Origin of the sequence: Actinoplanes sp. NPDC049599, assembly GCF_044465625.1 — a bacterium.
Taxonomy (GTDB): Bacteria; Actinomycetota; Actinomycetes; order Mycobacteriales; family Micromonosporaceae; genus Actinoplanes.
Window position 1 is genome coordinate 80,582 of the sequence record NZ_JBITLX010000020.1, and the last position, 15,179, is coordinate 95,760.

The following is a 15,179-nucleotide window of genomic DNA, read 5'->3' on the forward strand; positions in this document are numbered from 1 at the left end:
CCAGGGTAGACCGCCTAGCTCCCGGACGGATAACTCCTAGAGTCCTAGGATGCCCTAGGGGCAGTGCGGCAAGCCGCACCAGAACACAGAAACGACCGCCTCCGGCGGGCTCAACAAGACAGGCGGGTGCGCACCACGAGCTGGTGCAGGGCCTCCACAGCGCCGCGGTCGGCCTGCTCGGGGAGGGCGGACGCGTCCCGGGCCGCCTCCAGCTCGGCGCGCAGCCGGGGCACGTCGCGGGCCAGGTCGGCGCGGATCGCCGAGGGGAACGGGCCGTGTTCCGCCTCGCGCTTGCGGCCGATCAGCTCGGGCACGTACGGCAGGCCGGCGCCGAGCACCCCGAGGTCGGTCTCCAGCAGGCCGGTCCGCATCAGGTGCAGCCCGGTGAGCAGCACCCGGAGCGTGTAGAGCGCGGGCTTCAGCTCACCGGTGCGCTCGAAGAGCCGTTCCTGGGTGGCGGCGAAGCCCAGGTAGTGATGGGCGTGGTGCCGGGTGACCAGCGCCGGGGCCAGCGCGATCAGCTCGGCGTGCACCGGCGAGGTGGTCACCACCAGCGGCGACAGCAGCTGTTCCAGCACGTAGCCGTTGCGGCTGTGCAGCAGGCGCGCGAACTTGAGCAGGTCGTGGCTGACCACGTCCAGCTCCACGCCGTCGCGCCAGCCGTCGGACTGCAGCGTCTCCGGGCCGGTGCGCAGCCCGACGACCTCGGCCGCCGGCAGCAGGTGGGCGGCGCGCAGGTCCAGGTCCGAGTCGGCCGACGCGAAGCCGTACAGGTGGGCGCCGCTGACGGTGGCGAAGATCAGCGGATAGGCCAGGTCGTGGACGACCTGGTCGGCCCAGCTCGGCACCTCGATGGTCACCGCAGACCCCTTTCCCGTACGGCGTAGAGCAGCTGATCAACCGCAGCCCGGTCGGGCTCGGTCGGCAGGGTGGTGGCGCGTTCCGCCGCGGCCAGGTCGTCAAGCAGCTCGTCCGCCCAGCCGGCCACCGCCTGCCACGGCACCTCCCCGTGCTTGACGGCCAGCAGCCGGTCGCGCAGCGGGGTCACGTCGACCAGGATGTCGCCGGTGCGCAACACGTGCGCGCCGGCCAGCAGCAGCCGGATCATGTGCATGGCCTGCTTGTGGTTGGTCGCGCCGGTGCGTGCGCGCCGGGTGGCGACGCGTTTGAGCTGGTCACGGGCGTACGCGCCGTAGGTGTCGGCGAGCCGGCGGGACAGGAACGCCCGCCGGGTGGCCAGCAGGTGTTCACCGTCGGCGGTGAGCGCGGTGACCAGCGGCGACCACAGCACCTCCAGCACCGTCGGGTTGGCCTGCAGCGCCAGGATGCAGAAGCGTTCCAGCTCCCAGGAGAACTGTTCCTCGGCCGGCCCGTCGAGGTGCGTCGGCGGCTTGTCCAGGTGCCAGAACAGCCGGGTGGGCGCCGCGTAGACGCCCCGGCGGTCGTGGTCGGAGCCCGGCACGGCGAGGCCGTACGCGCGGGAGCCGACCACGACCGCCAGGATCGTGTGCTCGCTGACGAGGTCGGTCACAGGTCCAGGCTGGTGCCGTCGATCGCCTGCAGCTCGTCCTCGCCGAGGGCCAGGTTGTCCAGGGCGGCGACGTTGGTCTCCAGCTGCTCGACGCTGCTGGCGCCGATGATCAGGCTGGTCATCCGCCGGTCCCGCAGCGCCCAGGCCAGGGCGAGCTGGGCCAGCGACTGCCCGCGCTGCTTGGCGATGTCGTTGAGGCTGTGGATCCGGCCCATGGTCGCCGGGTCCAGGTCGCTCTCGTTCAGGAAGACGCTGGTGCGCACCCGGGAGTCGGCCGGGATGCCGCCGAGGTAGCGGTCGGTGAGCAGGCCCTGCTGCAGCGGGCTGAAGGCGATGCAGCCGGCGCCGACCGCCTCGAGCGTGTCGAGCAGGTGGTCGCGTTCGATCCAGCGGTTGAGGATCGAGTACGACGGCTGGTGGATCAGCAGCGGGGTGCCGAGTTCCTGCAGGATCGCGGCGGCGCGGGCGGTCTGCTCGGCGCTGTAGTTGCTGATGCCGACGTAGAGGGCCTTGCCGCTGCGGACGACGGCGTCCAGGGCGCTCATGGTCTCTTCGAGCGGGGTGTCCGGGTCGGGGCGGTGGTGGTAGAAGATGTCGACGTAGTCGAGGCCGAGCCGCCGCAGCGACTGGTCCAGCGACGAGACCAGGTACTTGCGGGAGCCCCACTCGCCGTACGGGCCGTTCCACATGTGGTAGCCGGCCTTGGTGGAGACGACCAGCTCGTCGCGGTGCCGCCGGAAGTCGGTGGCCAGGATGCGGCCGAAGTTCTCCTCGGCGCTGCCGGGCGGCGGGCCGTAGTTGTTGGCCAGGTCGAAGTGGGTGACGCCGAGGTCGAAGGCGCGGCGGGTGATGGCCCGCTGGCGTTCGATCGGGCGGGCGTCGCCGAAGTTGTGCCAGAGGCCGAGGCTGATGGCGGGCAGCTGGAGGCCGCTGCGCCCGGCGCGGCGGTAGGTCATGGTCTCGTAGCGGTCAGGCGCAGCCGAAAAGGCAGGCTCAGAGTAGGTCACACACCACACCTTAGGGATACAAGATCGAAACGTTCCCGCTGGTAGGTTCTAGGCAGCCGTACACCCGCGCGGGAGAGACCATCCCGGTGGCGCCGAAGGGGCAAATCCTCCCCGGAACCTCTCAGGCAAAAGGACCGCGTGGGCAGGCTGCTCTGGAGTGCCCGGTGGGTATGACAGAGGGGGAGGTTGCCTCCGTCGACCTCTTTCTCCCCGCAGGAGCTGCCATGACGTTCGCTGACCGCCACATCGGCCCGGATGCCGACGCGCAGACCCAGATGCTCAAGGCGATCGGGTACGCGTCGCTGGACGCGCTGATGGACGCCGCGATCCCCGAGGTGATCCGCTGGCACGGGACGCTGAACCTGCCGGCGGCGGCCTCCGAGGAGGAGGCGATCGCGGAGCTGCGCGAGATCGCGGGGCGCAACACGGTCGCCACCTCGATGATCGGGCTGGGCTACTACGGCACCATCACCCCGGCGGTGATCCGGCGCAACGTGCTGGAGAACCCGGCCTGGTACACGGCGTACACGCCGTACCAGCCGGAGATCAGCCAGGGCCGGCTGGAGGCGCTGCTGAACTTCCAGACGATGGTGACCGACCTGACCGGGTTGACCACGGCGAACGCCTCGATGCTGGACGAGGGCACGGCGGTCGCCGAGGCGATGACGCTGGCCCGCCGGTCGAGCAAGAGCAAGAGCAAGGTGTACGTGGTGGACGCGGACACGCTGCCGCAGACGCTGGCGATCCTGCGGACCCGGGCCGAGCCGCTGGGCATCGAGCTGAAGCTGGTGGATCTCGACGCGGGTGACGCGCTGCCGGCCGAGTTCTTCGGGCTGCATCTGCAGTATCCGGGCGCTTCCGGTGCGGTGCGCGACCACGCGGGCCTGGTGGAGGCCGCGCACGCGGTGGGTGCGCTGGTGACGGTCGCGGCGGACCTGCTGGCGTTGACGCTGCTGCGGTCGCCGGGGGAGATCGGCGCGGACATCGCCGCGGGCACGACGCAGCGGTTCGGCGTACCGCTGGGTTTCGGTGGCCCGCACGCCGGTTACCTGGCCGTGCGCGCCGGGCTGGAGCGGTCGCTGCCCGGGCGCCTGGTCGGGGTCTCGCGGGACGCGGCCGGCGCGCCGGCCTACCGGCTGGCGTTGCAGACCCGCGAGCAGCACATCCGCCGGGAGCGGGCGACCAGCAACATCTGCACCGCCCAGGTCCTGCTGGCGGTGATGGCCGGCATGTACGCGGTCTACCACGGCCCGGCCGGGCTGCGGCGGATCGCCGAGCACGCCCACCGGCAGGCGTCCACGATCGCGGGCGCGTTGACCGGGGCCGGCGTCGAGCTGGTGAGCGGGACGTTCTTCGACACGGTGACCGCGGTGGTGCCGGGCCGGGCCGCGGCGGTCGTGGCGGCGGCCGAGGGCGCGGGGGTCAACCTGCGGCTGGTGGACGCCGACCGGGTGTCGGTGGCGTGCGACGAGACCACGACGGAGGCGCACGTGGCCGCGGTGCTGGCGGCCTTCGGGGTGCCGGCCGGCGGGAGCTTCCCGGTGGGCGCGCTGCCGGTGCGCACCACCGAGTACCTGACCCACCCGGTGTTCCACACCCACCACTCGGAGACGGCGATGCTGCGCTACCTGCGCAAGCTGTCGGACCGCGACTACGCGCTGGACCGGGGCATGATCCCGCTGGGCTCGTGCACGATGAAGCTGAACGCGACCACCGAGATGGAGCCGGTGAGCTGGGCGGAGTTCGCGAACATCCACCCGTACGCGCCGGCGTCGCAGACCGCGGGCTACGAGGCCCTGGTGGCGCAGCTGGAGCAGTGGCTGGCCGAGGTGACCGGCTACGACGCGGTGAGCGTGCAGCCGAACGCGGGCTCGCAGGGTGAGCTGGCCGGGCTGCTGGCGATCCGCGGTTACCACCGTTCGCGGGGCGAGACGCACCGGGACGTGTGCCTGATCCCGTCGAGCGCGCACGGCACGAACGCGGCCAGCGCGGTCATGGCGGGCATGCGGGTGGTCGTGGTGGCCTGCGACGACAACGGCAACGTGGACCTGGCCGACCTGGCCGCGAAGATCGCCAAGCACGCGGACGCGCTGGCCGCGATCATGGTGACGTACCCGTCGACGCACGGCGTCTACGAGAAGGGCATCGCGGAGCTGTGCGGCGCGGTGCACGACGCCGGCGGCCAGGTGTACGTCGACGGGGCGAACCTGAACGCGCTGGTCGGCTACGCCCGGCCGGGCAAGTTCGGCGCGGACGTGTCGCACCTGAACCTGCACAAGACGTTCTGCATCCCGCACGGCGGCGGCGGTCCCGGCGTGGGCCCGGTCGCGGTGCGCGCGCACCTGGCGGAGTTCCTGCCGGGCGACCCCCTGGAGCCGGGTGAGCACCACGCGGTGTCGGCGGCGGCGCACGGCTCGGCGGGCATCCTGCCGATCTCGTGGGCGTACCTGCGGATGATGGGCCCGGACGGGCTGGCGGCGGCGACCGGCGTGGCGGTGCTGACGGCCAACTACGTGGCGGCGCGGCTGCGCGAGCACTTCCCGGTGCTGTACGCGGGCAACGAGGGCCTGGTCGCGCACGAGTGCATCCTGGACCTGCGACCGCTGACCAAGGCGACCGGCGTGTCGGTCGACGACGTGGCGAAGCGGCTGATCGACTACGGCTTCCACGCGCCGACGATGTCGTTCCCGGTGGCCGGCACGCTGATGGTGGAGCCGACCGAGAGCGAGGACCTGGCCGAGCTGGACAGGTTCTGCGCCGCGATGATCGCGATCAAGGGCGAGATCGACCGGGTGGCGGCGGGGGAGTGGCCCCGCGACGACAACCCGCTGCACCACGCCCCGCACACGGCGGCGGCGGTGACGGCGGACGAGTGGTCGCACGCGTACCCGCGGTCGCTGGCGGGTTTCCCGGCCGGGGTGGACCGGACCGCGAAGTACTGGCCGCCGGTGCGTCGCATCGACGGGGCCTACGGTGACCGGAACCTGGTCTGCTCGTGCCCGTCGCCGGAGGCGTTCGAGGAGTGAGCGGTTCCCGCGGGTCGGCCGGTCTCCGGTCGGCCCGCCGTCCGTTGGTCGCTCAGGCCGCCAGGGCGTGCACGGCGGGTCCGCGGTGGGGTGCGATCGTCCTGCCGTCGGGCAACAGCTCGCCGGTGTCCTCAAAAACGATGACACCGTTGCAGAGCAGGCTCCAACCCTGCTCGGGGAAGGTCGCCACGATCCGGGCCGCTTCGCGGTCGACGGCTTCGGCAGAGGGGCAGGACTTCTGGTGCTGGCACATCGGGTGTCTCCGGTAGGGGGTTGTGTCGTGCTTCACATCAACGGGGCGGAACACTACTCCCATCCGAACGAATCCGGATCTCGTGAGTAACGACGTCCCCTTGACAGAATCCACGCTTCTGATGGTCCACGGCAGGGCCACCGACGACCACTTTCCGACATCTGGCCGCGGTCGGAAACCGGGTTCTCCGGCGTCCTGCCAGGGCCGTCACCGTGAGTCATGCCGTTTCGAGTGGTCGGTCGGTGCTGGTGGTGACCCCGCAGAGCTTGTCGCGGCGTTCCTCTCCGGCAACGGACTGCCGGTGCGAGACATGGGCCGAACGGCCAACCAATTCCACCCGACCGGCGAGGGTACCCCCTGTGGAGCGGCACTGTACGTGTCCGCCTCCGCCGGTTCGGTGATGGCCGGAGGACCCCCTGGGGCGCCCTCGCCGGTCCCCGGCATCCCCGACGTGGTGGCCGTCGTGCACCGCCATGCAGCCCCGACCGAACCGTCACTCTCCGTCATGGGAGCGTGTGCGAATGGCGGCGGCGAATGGCGGTTGGGTCCGTTCTCCGACAGCTGGAGCCGCGCCGAGCACGCCGCCGCGGTGACCGCGGTCCGGGCCGCCATCGCCCGCGGCGACGTCTATCAGGTCAACGTGGTGGGGCACGCCTCGGCGCCGTACACCGGCGATCCGGGGCCGGCCCTGGCCCGGGTGGCCGGGCTGCCCGGCGCCCGGTACGGCGGGGTGCTCAGCGGCGCCGGCTGGGCGATCGCCACGGCCTCGCCGGAGACGCTGGTCGAGGTGCGCGGTGGCCGGATCATCACCCGCCCGATCAAGGGCACCCGCCCGGCCACCGCCCGGGGCCGCCGGGAGCTGCTGGCCTCGGCGAAGGAACGCGCCGAGCACGTGATGATCGTCGACCTGGAGCGCAACGACCTGGCCCGGCTCGGCGTGGGCCCGGTCCGGGTGGACGAGCTGTTCGCGGTGCGCCGCTGGTGCGGGCTGTGGCAGGCCGAGTCGGTGGTGTCCGCGCCGATCGAGCGCCCGGTCGGCCTGGCGGAGCTGCTGCGGGCGCTGTGCCCGGGCGGCTCGGTGACCGGCGCGCCCAAGCGGGCCGCGCTGGAGGTGATCGCCCGGCTGGAGCCGGTCGGCCGGGGGGTGGCGATGGGCGCGCTGGGCTGGGTCGGCACCGACCACGTCGACCTGGGCCTGAGCATCCGCACGGCGGCCGTGGACGGCGAACGGGTGCACCTGTGGGCCGGCGGCGGCATCACCATCGACAGCGACCCGGAGGCGGAGGTCGACGAGGCCGCGGCGAAGGCGGCACCGATGCGCGCCGCGCTGGCCGGCCGGCCGATGTCACCAACCGCCCGCCCCGGCACGGCTTAGCGGCCGGGGCTGCCGCGGCGGTGGCCCCGGCCGGTGTCACCAGCTCTTGTCAGCTGCGGGTGGTCCTGGCCGAGGACCAGCTCGCCCTTTTCGCCTAGGTTGTGGCTATGACTGTGCGACCCATCCGCCTGTTCGGCGACCCTGTGCTGCGTACCCCGGCGGAGCCCGTCGTGGTCTTCGACGCCGACCTGCGCGACCTGATCACCGACCTGGAGGACTCCGTCCGGGAGCCCGGCCGGGCCGGGGTGGCCGCGCCGCAGATCGGCGTCGGCCTGCGGGCGTTCTCCTACAACGTCGGCGGCGTCGTCGGGCACCTGATCAACCCGGTGCTCACGGACCTCGACGGCGAGCAGGACGACGAGGAGGGCTGCCTGTCGCTGCCCGGCATGGAGTATCCGACGGTGCGGGCCTGGGCGGTGACCGCGACCGGGGTCGACCGGTTCGGCGAGCCGGTGACGATCACCGGGACCGGGCTGCTGGCCCGGGCGCTGCAGCACGAGACCGACCACCTGGACGGGCGGCTCTACATCGACACGCTGACCGGTGACGTGCGCCGGCAGGCGCTGCGCGAGCTGCGCCGCGGGCCCCGGGCGGCCGGGGCGTGACCGGCCCGGTGCCGGACACCACCCGGCTGGCCGCGGCCTCGCTCGCGGCCGGTGATCCCACCGGCTGGTTCGAGCAGCTGTACGCCGAGGCCGGCGCGGGCACCGCCGAGGTGCCGTGGGACGTGCCCCGGCCCAGCAGCCTGCTCATCGAGTGGGCCCGCACCGGCGCGGTCGTCGGCGGTGGCCGCAGCGCCCTGGTGGTCGGGTGCGGGCTGGGCCGCGACGCGGAGTTCCTGGCCGCGCTGGGCTTTGTCACGACCGGCTTCGACATCGCCGCCACCGCGGTCCGCACCGCCCGCGAACGCCACCCGGACTCCCCGGTCGAGTACGTGGTCGCGGACCTGCTGGACCCGCCGGCGTCCTGGCGCGGCGGCTTCGACCTGGTGGTGGAGAGCAACAACGTGCAGGCGCTGCCGAAGCCGGCCCGGGACCGGGCGATCGCCAACGTCGGCCCGCTGGTCGCCCCGGGCGGCACCCTGCTGGTGGTGGCCGTCGCGGCCATCGGCACCGGCACCGCCGTGGCCGCTGACGCCGCCGCGGCCACCGGTGCCGGCGCGGCCACCGACGACACCGCAGCCGCAGCCGCGGCCGCGACCACGGGCGCGGACGCCGGTGGGCCGCCGTGGCCGCTGACCCGCGCCGAGATCAACGCGTTCGCCGGTCCCGGCCTGACGCCGGTGCTGGTCGCCGAGCTCACCGACGCCGGGGACCCGCTGATCAGGCGGTGGCGGGCGGAGTTCCGAGCCGCCGGATGACCGCCGGCAGCTCCGGCGGTTGCAGGCCGGGCAGCGTGGCCAGCTCGGCCGGGGTCAGCCAGGCGTAGCCGGTGAGGGTCTGCTGCTCGTCGGGCAGGAGGCCGGCCCGGCCGAGCGCCGGCCGGGCGGTGTCGTAGCGGGCCAGGAAGAACGCCTCCGGCCCGACGAGGCGCCGCCCCCGCCACCGGGTGTCGCGGTCGACGGTCACCGAGGGCCCGCGGACCGCGGCCGGGTCCAGGCCGGTCTCCTCGGCCAGCTCGCGGCGGGCCGCGGCCAGGAACGACTCGCCGGGCTCGACCCCGCCGCCGGGCGGCTCCCAGACCAGGTTCTGCTCGACGGGGTCGCGCCAGCACAGCAGCAGCACCCGGTCGTCGGCGTCCAGGCAGACGACCCGGGCGGCGGGGCGGTGGACCGGTGCCATGTCAGAGCACCTCGAAGCGCGGCGGCGGGTGGCGCAGGAAGTCGTGGTGGGAGATGTCCCAGCCGTACGCGCCGGCGCGGCCGAAGACCAGCACGTCGCCGATCCGCAGCCGGGACACCGGCCGGTCGCGGGCCAGCACGTCGCGCGGGGTGCACAGCTCGCCGACCGCGTCCACGGCCACGTCGGTGACCTGCGGGCGCGGCCACGGGTACGGCCAGGTGCCGGTCTCCAGCACGGTGAACGGGTGGCTGTAGCCCCAGGCGGCGGGCAGCCGGAAGTGGTGGGTGCCGCCGCGCAGCACCGCGAACCAGCGGCCGTGGGTGTGCTTGAGGTCGATGACCTCGGCGGCGTACCAGCCGGCGTCGGCGGCCAGGATCCGGCCCGGCTCGACGATCAGGTCCACCCCGGCCGGCACGGCGAGCCCGGCCAGGCGCGCCCGCAGCGCCGCGAGGTCGATGGTGGCCGTGCCGAGGTGGTCCACGCCCAGGCCGCCGCCGGTGTTGACCAGCCGCAGGGTGAGCCCGTGCCGCGCGGCGGTGGCCACCGACCAGTCCAGCGCGTCGGCGACGAACCGGGCGTGCGCGGCGGCGTCCAGGTTGTTCGACACCGCGTGCAGGTGGAAGCCGGTGATCCGCACCGAGGTCAGCGGCAGCGCCAGCACCCGGGCCAGCTCCGGCTCGTCGACGCCGAACGGGGTGGGCGTACCGGTCATGGCGTGGCTGCCGGGCAGCGCGGCCCCCGCGCGGTTGACCCGGATCGCCGCGTCCACGACCGTGCCGGCCGCCCGGGCGGCCCGGTCCAGCCGCCGCAGCTCGTGGCCGCTCTCGACGTTGACCTGCGCGCCCGCGGCCACGGCGGCGGCCAGCTCGGCGTCGGTCTTGGCCGGCCCGCCGAAGACGATCCGGCGGGCGCCGGCCGCGACCGCCAGCGCCAGCTCACCGCCTGAGGCGACCTCCAGGCCGTCGCAGACCCCGGCGAGGGTGCGGACCACCGCCGGGTGCCCGTTGGCCTTCACCGCGTACAGCAGGGTGGTTGCCGGTGGCAGCGCGGCCCGCACCTCGGCGGCCCGGGTGCGCAGCGCCGCCGTGTCGTAGACGTAGGCGCAGACCGGCGCCGGCAGCGCCCGCAGCGCGGCGGCGACCCGCTCAGGCGGGCGCATGCAGCGGGTTCTCCACCGGCAGGTACGCGTCGCCGGCCCCGGCCAGCCGCATCCGCACCAGCGCCTTGTGCGGCACGGTCGGCGCGGTGAACGCGGCGTGGTCCTGCGCGGCCGGCGCACCCGGCCCGGCGTAGGTCTCGTCGACCACGGCCCGCACGATCCGCCAGGCGGCGTCCTCGGCCAGCGCGTGCGACTCGCCGAGCCGGATCACCAGCTCGCCCAGGTGCGCCTGGAACACCGTGTAGCCGATCTTGGCGCGGAGCACGGCCGGGTCGGTCGTGGCGACCACCGAACCGGGCCAGAGCGCCAGCTCGTGGCCGGCCGCGGCGAGCCGGCCCGGGTGCAGGCGCAGCCCGGCGAAGTCGCGCACCGCCAGGCGCTGCGGCACCCCGGCGGTGAACGTCGGCAGGCAGTTCTGCAGGTGCGCCTCCAGCGCGACCCCGCGCAGGGTCAGCCGCAGCAGCGGCGGCAGGACCAGCCGGGCGTACGCGTCCAGGAACGCCGCCGCGGCGCCCGCGTCGTCGCGCCGTCCGGTGCTCGCGGCGAACTCGGCGACCAGCCCGGCGGCGACGAACGGCAGCGCGCCGCCGGGCACCGCCCGCTCGCCGGGGCGCAGCCGGCCGGTGAGCCCGTCGCGCACGATCGCCCCCAGGTCCCGCCCGGAGCCCACCGGCACGGCCGCGCCGGCGGTCTCGGCCAGCAGCAGCAGCCGGTCCGCGGCCGGGTCCTCGGCGACCAGCCGGTGCAGCAGCGCGGAGACCGCCGGGCCGTTGCGGGTGCTGGCGACGCTGATGCTGCGCCGGGTCGAGGTGACCTGGATGTCCAGCGACACCTTGACGTAGCGGCGGGTGCCGTCGGCGGCGACCGGCAGCAGCAGGGTCCGCAGCGCGGCGGTCGGGATCGCCTCGAGCTCGTCGTCGAGGATCCGCAGCGCGTCGCCGGCGAGCAGCTCGCGGTAGCGCACCGGCAGCACGGCGTCGCGCTGCCAGGCGTGCACCGGCTGCACCCGGAAGCCCGGCGGGGCCGCCGGCACCTGCGGGTACACCTGCCGCAGGGCGGCGCCGACGTCGTCGCCCAGGTGCAGCTCGTCGCGGACGGCGACGAAGCCCAGCCGGGTCCGGCCGGCCTCCAGGTCGTGGGCGAGCACGTCGCTGGTGTCCCAGCCGAGCCGGGTCCGTCCGCACGGGTGCAGGTTGTGCCCGGCCACGGCGAGCCGTTCCCCGGCGACCGCGGCGTGGTCCGGGTCGCCGGCCGGCACCCGCGCGCGGCGGGCCATCGCGACGGCCAGGTTGACCACGGCGTTGCGCAGCTCGGCGGCGAACCCGTCGGCGTTGCCCGGCAGCCGGTCGGGCAGCAGGTCGGCGGGGTCGTCGGCGCCCGCGGCGGGGTACTCGACCCGGCGGAACGCGTGCATCCGGTCGCCCGGCCCGGCCGGGGTCAGCCCCTCGCGGACCAGCGCGCCGCGCAGCCGCCGCCCGACCACGTCGGCGGCCTCGGGCAGCGCCGCGGTGAACTCCGCGGTCAGCTCCGGGGCGTGCACGGCGAGGGCGGCGCCGGTGTGCGCGGCGGCGAAGGCCAGCCGCCGGGCCGTCAGGATGCGTGTCATGCCCCCGCCATCGGGTTGTCGAGATGGGTCCAGAGGTCGTCCAGCGGCCGATCGGCCAGGCGCATCGCGGTGGTCGCCTTGACCGGCAGCGGATCGCTGAGCAGCCGGGCGGCGTCGGCGGTGCCGGTGCTGCGGATCGCCGCGGCGGTCGTCGCCCACAACCGGCCCGGCTCGGCGCCCGCGCCGGCCAGCACGGCGATGAGCTGACCGGCGACGGTGCCCAGCACGGCGGCGGCGAGCTTGGTGCGCAGCGCGTCCGGGTCGTCGGTGGGCAGGTCACCCTCGACCGGGGGCGCCTCGACGCCGGCGGCGTGCAGGCGCCGGGCGCTGACCCGGACGCCGCCCAGGTCGCGGTAGAGGATCCGGACCGGGCGGGCGCCGTGCAGCACCAGCAGGGTGTTCTGGCCGTGCGCCTCCAACGCGACGCCGCGGTCCAGCACGGTGACCAGCGGCGGGAACAGCAGCCGCGCCAGGTCGCGCCACCACGCGTACGGGTCGGCGGCGAGGCCGGGCAGCAGCGGCGCGAGCGCACCCAGTGGCAGGGCCGTCTCGCCCGGCCCGAGCCGCGGGGCCTGGCGGCGCAGGTAGGCGAGGTGGCGCTGCGGGACGCCGTCGACGAGCACCGCGCCCGCGCCGGTCTCGCGCAGCACGGTCAGCGGCAGGTCGGCGGTCAGCCCGGCGAGCAGGCGGGACAGCCGCGGTCCGTTGTGGACCGCGGCGGGCGAGACGGTGCGCACGGCCGAGGTCATCTGGATGTCGACGGCGGTCTTGAGGTGCTCGCCACCGGAGAGCGGCGCGACGGTGCGCAGCGACATCAGCGGCCGGACCGGCCCGGTCTGGCCGGCGTCGCCGAGCCACGGGTAGCGGTCGAGCAGGCGGTCGGCCTGCCAGGGGTGGGCGTAGAGGAGCGGCGGGGTGTCGCCGTACCAGCGGGCGGGCGGGACGGCGAGCCGGCGCAGGCGGATGACCGGGCGGTGCTCGGGGGCGTAGGCCAGGACGTCGGCGACGGTCATGCCGCCGCGGGTGCGGCAGCAGGGGTGCAGCGGGTGGCCGTCGAGGACCTGCTGCTCCAGGCGGGCGGGGCCGTCGGGGTCACCGGCGAGGCCGTCCGGGGTGGGTGGGGGTCCGGGTGGCCGGGCGGCGTGGGCGAGGGCGAGGTTGGCGACGCTGTTGTCGACCTCGGTGGCGAAGCGGTTGGTGTGCGGGCCCAGGTCGAGGGCGCGCAGCAGGGTGCCGGGGTCGTCGTGGGCCTGGCGCCGTCCGCCGGCCGGGTCGCCGTGGCCGGGTGCGGGGGAGAGGTGGGCGGTCAGGCCCGGGGCGGGGGTGGCGAAGGGGCGGGTCGCCGCCGGGGGCGCGGTGAGGGTGCGGCCGTCGGCGAGGTCCACGCCGGGTGGCCGGCGGGTCACGCCGGGCAGCGACTCGTGGTGCAGGGCGTGCAGCACCCGGGCCAGGATGGCCGCGCGGGCGCCGGGCAGCGCCGCGTCGTAGCCCGCGACCAGGTCGGGCCGGTGGATCCGCAGGTCGGCCCGGGTGCCGACGGGACCGGCCGTGTGCCTTGATGGCGGTACGTTCGTCGGCGGAGTCGGCACGGCGCCCATTCTCCGGCAGACGGCCCGCCGGTCCCCGCTCACCCCTAACATCCTAGGACGCTCTACGCGGGGTGCGCTCCGCCACGGGCGCACCCCGAACCCAAGGACAAAAAGGAATCAACGACACCACCTGATTTGATTTCGGCTCTGCCGGCGGTTGCTGGTGCGCGGCGGGTGCGGTCGATCGTCAGGCCGGGCGGCGCAAGGTCAGGGACTGGAACCGGTGGCCGTGACCGGTGTCGACGCCGTGGAAGTCCACGACGTCGAAGAGTGCGGCGGCGGCGAAGGCGAGCAGATGCTCGTCGGTGCGCCAGGAGAAGAACCGGGGCGGCTCGTGCTGATCGTCGGCGAGGATGCCTTCGCTGTTCTCGGCGTCGCCGTACACGCCGAGGAAGAACAGGCCGCCGGGGCGCAGGACCGCCCGGATCGCGGCGAGGACGGCGGGCAGGTCACCGTCGGGGACGTGCAGCAGGCAGTTCATCGCGTACACCGCGTCGAACGCACCGGCCGGGAAGTCCAGGCGCAGGAAGTCGCGGACGTGTGCCTCGATGCCCTTGGCCCGGCAACGCTCCACCATCGCGGGCGAGAGGTCGGCCGCGACGACGGCAAGGCCCTCCTGCTGGAAGAACGCGCTGTCGTGTCCGGTGCCGGCGCCGACCTCCAGCAGCCGCGTGCCCGCGGTGAGCCGGTCGCGGAACGCCTGCCGCTCCGCGCGTTTCCACGGGTCCTTGGTGAGCCCGTCGCGCCAGGCCGCGCGCGCGTCGTAGGCCCGGCGCAGCGGGTCGAGGACGGCGTCGTAGCGGGCGTTCACGGCGTTGACCGGGCGTGGGCGAGGAAGGCTGCCTCGCGGGCCGGGTCGAGGCCGACGGTGGGGCGGTCGGGGCGCTGGGGTGCCGTGCCGCCGATCTGTTGCAGCCAGGTCCAGGTGTCCGCGACGGTCTCGGTCACCGGGCGGTTCTCCAGGCCGGCGTGCCGGGCCTTGGTGACGTCGCCGTCGTGGAGGTAGGCGTGGTCGGGGCCGGGGGCGATCCAGATCGGCAGTTCCGTCCAGGGTTCGATGCCCGCGTCGAGGATCGCCTGCGGGTCGGTCCAGCGCAGGTCGGCGTGGCCGCCGGTGACGGCGTTCGCGGTGTCCAGGAGGTCGCCCATGGTGGTGTGGCCGGGCGGGCTGACCACGTTGTAGGCGCCGGTGCGGCCCTGTTCGGCGGTGTCGAGCAGCCAGGTGGCCAGGTCGCGGACGTCGATGTACTGCAGGGGCAGGTCGCGGGGCCCGGGTGCCAGGGTCGGTCCGCCGCGGGCCAGGCGGGTGAGCCACCAGGGCAGCCGGCCGATGTTCTCGTGCGGGCCGAGGATCAGGCCGGCGCGGGCGTGCAGGACGGTGCCGGTGAAGTTCTGCTCGGCGGCGAGTTCCGCGCCGCGCTTGGCCCTGGCGTAGTCGGTGTCGTCGGTGGAGTCCGGTGTGGCATCGACGACCGGGGCGTGTTCGGTCAGCGGGGCGGGTGCGCCGTCGGCGTAGACGCTGCGGCTGGAGACGTACGTGTAGTGCCCGGCGTGTCCGCTCAGGGCGCGGGCGGCGTCGCGGACCGCGGTGGGGCGGCCGGACCAGGTGTCGATGACGGCGTCCCAGGTGCCGCCGGCGAGGGCGGTGAGGCCCTCGGGGGTGCTGCGGTCGCCGGTCAGGGCGGTGGTGCCGGCCGGGGCCGGCTGGTGGCCGCGGTTGAGGACGGTGATCCGGTGGCCGCGGGCGTGGGCCTCGCCGAGGACGGCGGGGCCGACGAATCCGGTTCCTCCGAGCACGAGCAGCTTCATCTGCTGGACGATGCCTTTTGTCGTACCCCCGGCGGAAGATGTG

At 74.7% G+C, this 15,179-nt stretch carries 14 protein-coding genes and 1 riboswitch; of the genes, 4 read left to right on the forward strand and 10 right to left on the reverse strand.

The features are described from left to right. Window positions 1-110 precede the first annotated feature (110 nt). The 3 genes from ACIBQZ_RS29480 to mgrA are packed head-to-tail and all read right to left on the reverse strand — an operon-like array spanning window position 111 to window position 2,538. Window positions 111-860 (reverse strand): DNA polymerase beta superfamily protein, encoded by a 750-nt coding sequence (locus ACIBQZ_RS29480; protein WP_396092065.1) that lies wholly within the window; start codon window positions 858-860, stop codon window positions 111-113. Next, window positions 857-1,531 (reverse strand): DNA polymerase beta superfamily protein, encoded by a 675-nt coding sequence (locus ACIBQZ_RS29485; RefSeq protein ID WP_396092066.1) that lies wholly within the window; start codon window positions 1,529-1,531, stop codon window positions 857-859. The genes ACIBQZ_RS29480 and ACIBQZ_RS29485 overlap by 4 nt, the downstream gene beginning before the upstream one ends. Next, complete coding sequence (mgrA, locus tag ACIBQZ_RS29490; protein ID WP_396092067.1) at window positions 1,528-2,538, reverse strand: L-glyceraldehyde 3-phosphate reductase; 1,011 nt, start codon at window positions 2,536-2,538, stop codon at window positions 1,528-1,530. Before mgrA ends, ACIBQZ_RS29485 begins: the two co-directional genes overlap by 4 nt. Before the next feature lie 59 nt (window positions 2,539-2,597). After that, window positions 2,598-2,685, forward strand: a riboswitch (glycine riboswitch). A 77-nt stretch (window positions 2,686-2,762) separates the two neighbouring features. Here mgrA and gcvP point away from each other — a divergent pair. Beyond that, window positions 2,763-5,564, forward strand: a complete 2,802-nt coding sequence (gene gcvP / locus ACIBQZ_RS29495; protein ID WP_396092068.1) for an aminomethyl-transferring glycine dehydrogenase — start codon at window positions 2,763-2,765, stop codon at window positions 5,562-5,564. A gap of 52 nt (window positions 5,565-5,616) precedes the next feature. Here gcvP and ACIBQZ_RS29500 read toward each other — a convergent pair whose 3' ends face one another. Further along, window positions 5,617-5,817, reverse strand: a complete 201-nt coding sequence (locus tag ACIBQZ_RS29500) for a DUF5999 family protein (protein WP_212986528.1) — start codon at window positions 5,815-5,817, stop codon at window positions 5,617-5,619. A 121-nt stretch (window positions 5,818-5,938) separates the two neighbouring features. Here ACIBQZ_RS29500 and ACIBQZ_RS29505 point away from each other — a divergent pair, with 121 nt between their 5' ends. From ACIBQZ_RS29505 to ACIBQZ_RS29515, 3 genes are all read left to right on the forward strand, one after another. Then, window positions 5,939-7,192, forward strand: coding sequence for a chorismate-binding protein (locus tag ACIBQZ_RS29505; RefSeq protein ID WP_396092069.1), 1,254 nt, complete (start codon window positions 5,939-5,941; stop codon window positions 7,190-7,192). A gap of 107 nt (window positions 7,193-7,299) precedes the next feature. Further along, the gene (locus ACIBQZ_RS29510) at window positions 7,300-7,797 is read left to right on the forward strand and encodes a peptide deformylase (RefSeq protein WP_396092070.1); all 498 of its coding nucleotides are present in this window, start codon (window positions 7,300-7,302) and stop codon (window positions 7,795-7,797) included. Beyond that, window positions 7,794-8,552, forward strand: a complete 759-nt coding sequence (locus ACIBQZ_RS29515; RefSeq protein WP_396092071.1) for a class I SAM-dependent methyltransferase — start codon at window positions 7,794-7,796, stop codon at window positions 8,550-8,552. The genes ACIBQZ_RS29510 and ACIBQZ_RS29515 overlap by 4 nt, the downstream gene beginning before the upstream one ends. Here ACIBQZ_RS29515 and ACIBQZ_RS29520 read toward each other — a convergent pair. From ACIBQZ_RS29520 to ACIBQZ_RS29545, 6 genes are all read right to left on the reverse strand, one after another. Continuing rightward, a complete protein-coding gene (locus ACIBQZ_RS29520) occupies window positions 8,515-8,973 on the reverse strand; it encodes an NUDIX hydrolase (RefSeq protein WP_396092072.1) in 459 nt (152 codons plus the stop codon). The genes ACIBQZ_RS29515 and ACIBQZ_RS29520 overlap by 38 nt on opposite strands. 1 nt (window position 8,974) lies before the next feature. Continuing rightward, window positions 8,975-10,132 carry an alanine racemase gene (locus ACIBQZ_RS29525; protein ID WP_396092073.1) on the reverse strand — a complete coding sequence of 386 codons (1,158 nt, stop codon included), beginning with the start codon at window positions 10,130-10,132 and terminating at the stop codon, window positions 8,975-8,977. Further along, complete coding sequence (locus ACIBQZ_RS29530) at window positions 10,119-11,738, reverse strand: IucA/IucC family protein (RefSeq protein ID WP_396092074.1); 1,620 nt, start codon at window positions 11,736-11,738, stop codon at window positions 10,119-10,121. Before ACIBQZ_RS29530 ends, ACIBQZ_RS29525 begins: the two co-directional genes overlap by 14 nt. Further along, window positions 11,735-13,327, reverse strand: coding sequence for an IucA/IucC family protein (locus ACIBQZ_RS29535; RefSeq protein ID WP_396092075.1), 1,593 nt, complete (start codon window positions 13,325-13,327; stop codon window positions 11,735-11,737). The genes ACIBQZ_RS29530 and ACIBQZ_RS29535 overlap by 4 nt, the downstream gene beginning before the upstream one ends. A gap of 187 nt (window positions 13,328-13,514) precedes the next feature. Continuing rightward, window positions 13,515-14,138 carry a class I SAM-dependent methyltransferase gene (locus tag ACIBQZ_RS29540; RefSeq protein WP_396092076.1) on the reverse strand — a complete coding sequence of 208 codons (624 nt, stop codon included), beginning with the start codon at window positions 14,136-14,138 and terminating at the stop codon, window positions 13,515-13,517. Continuing rightward, window positions 14,135-15,136 carry an NAD-dependent epimerase/dehydratase family protein gene (locus ACIBQZ_RS29545; protein WP_396092077.1) on the reverse strand — a complete coding sequence of 334 codons (1,002 nt, stop codon included), beginning with the start codon at window positions 15,134-15,136 and terminating at the stop codon, window positions 14,135-14,137. Before ACIBQZ_RS29545 ends, ACIBQZ_RS29540 begins: the two co-directional genes overlap by 4 nt. Window positions 15,137-15,179: the final 43 nt, after the last annotated feature.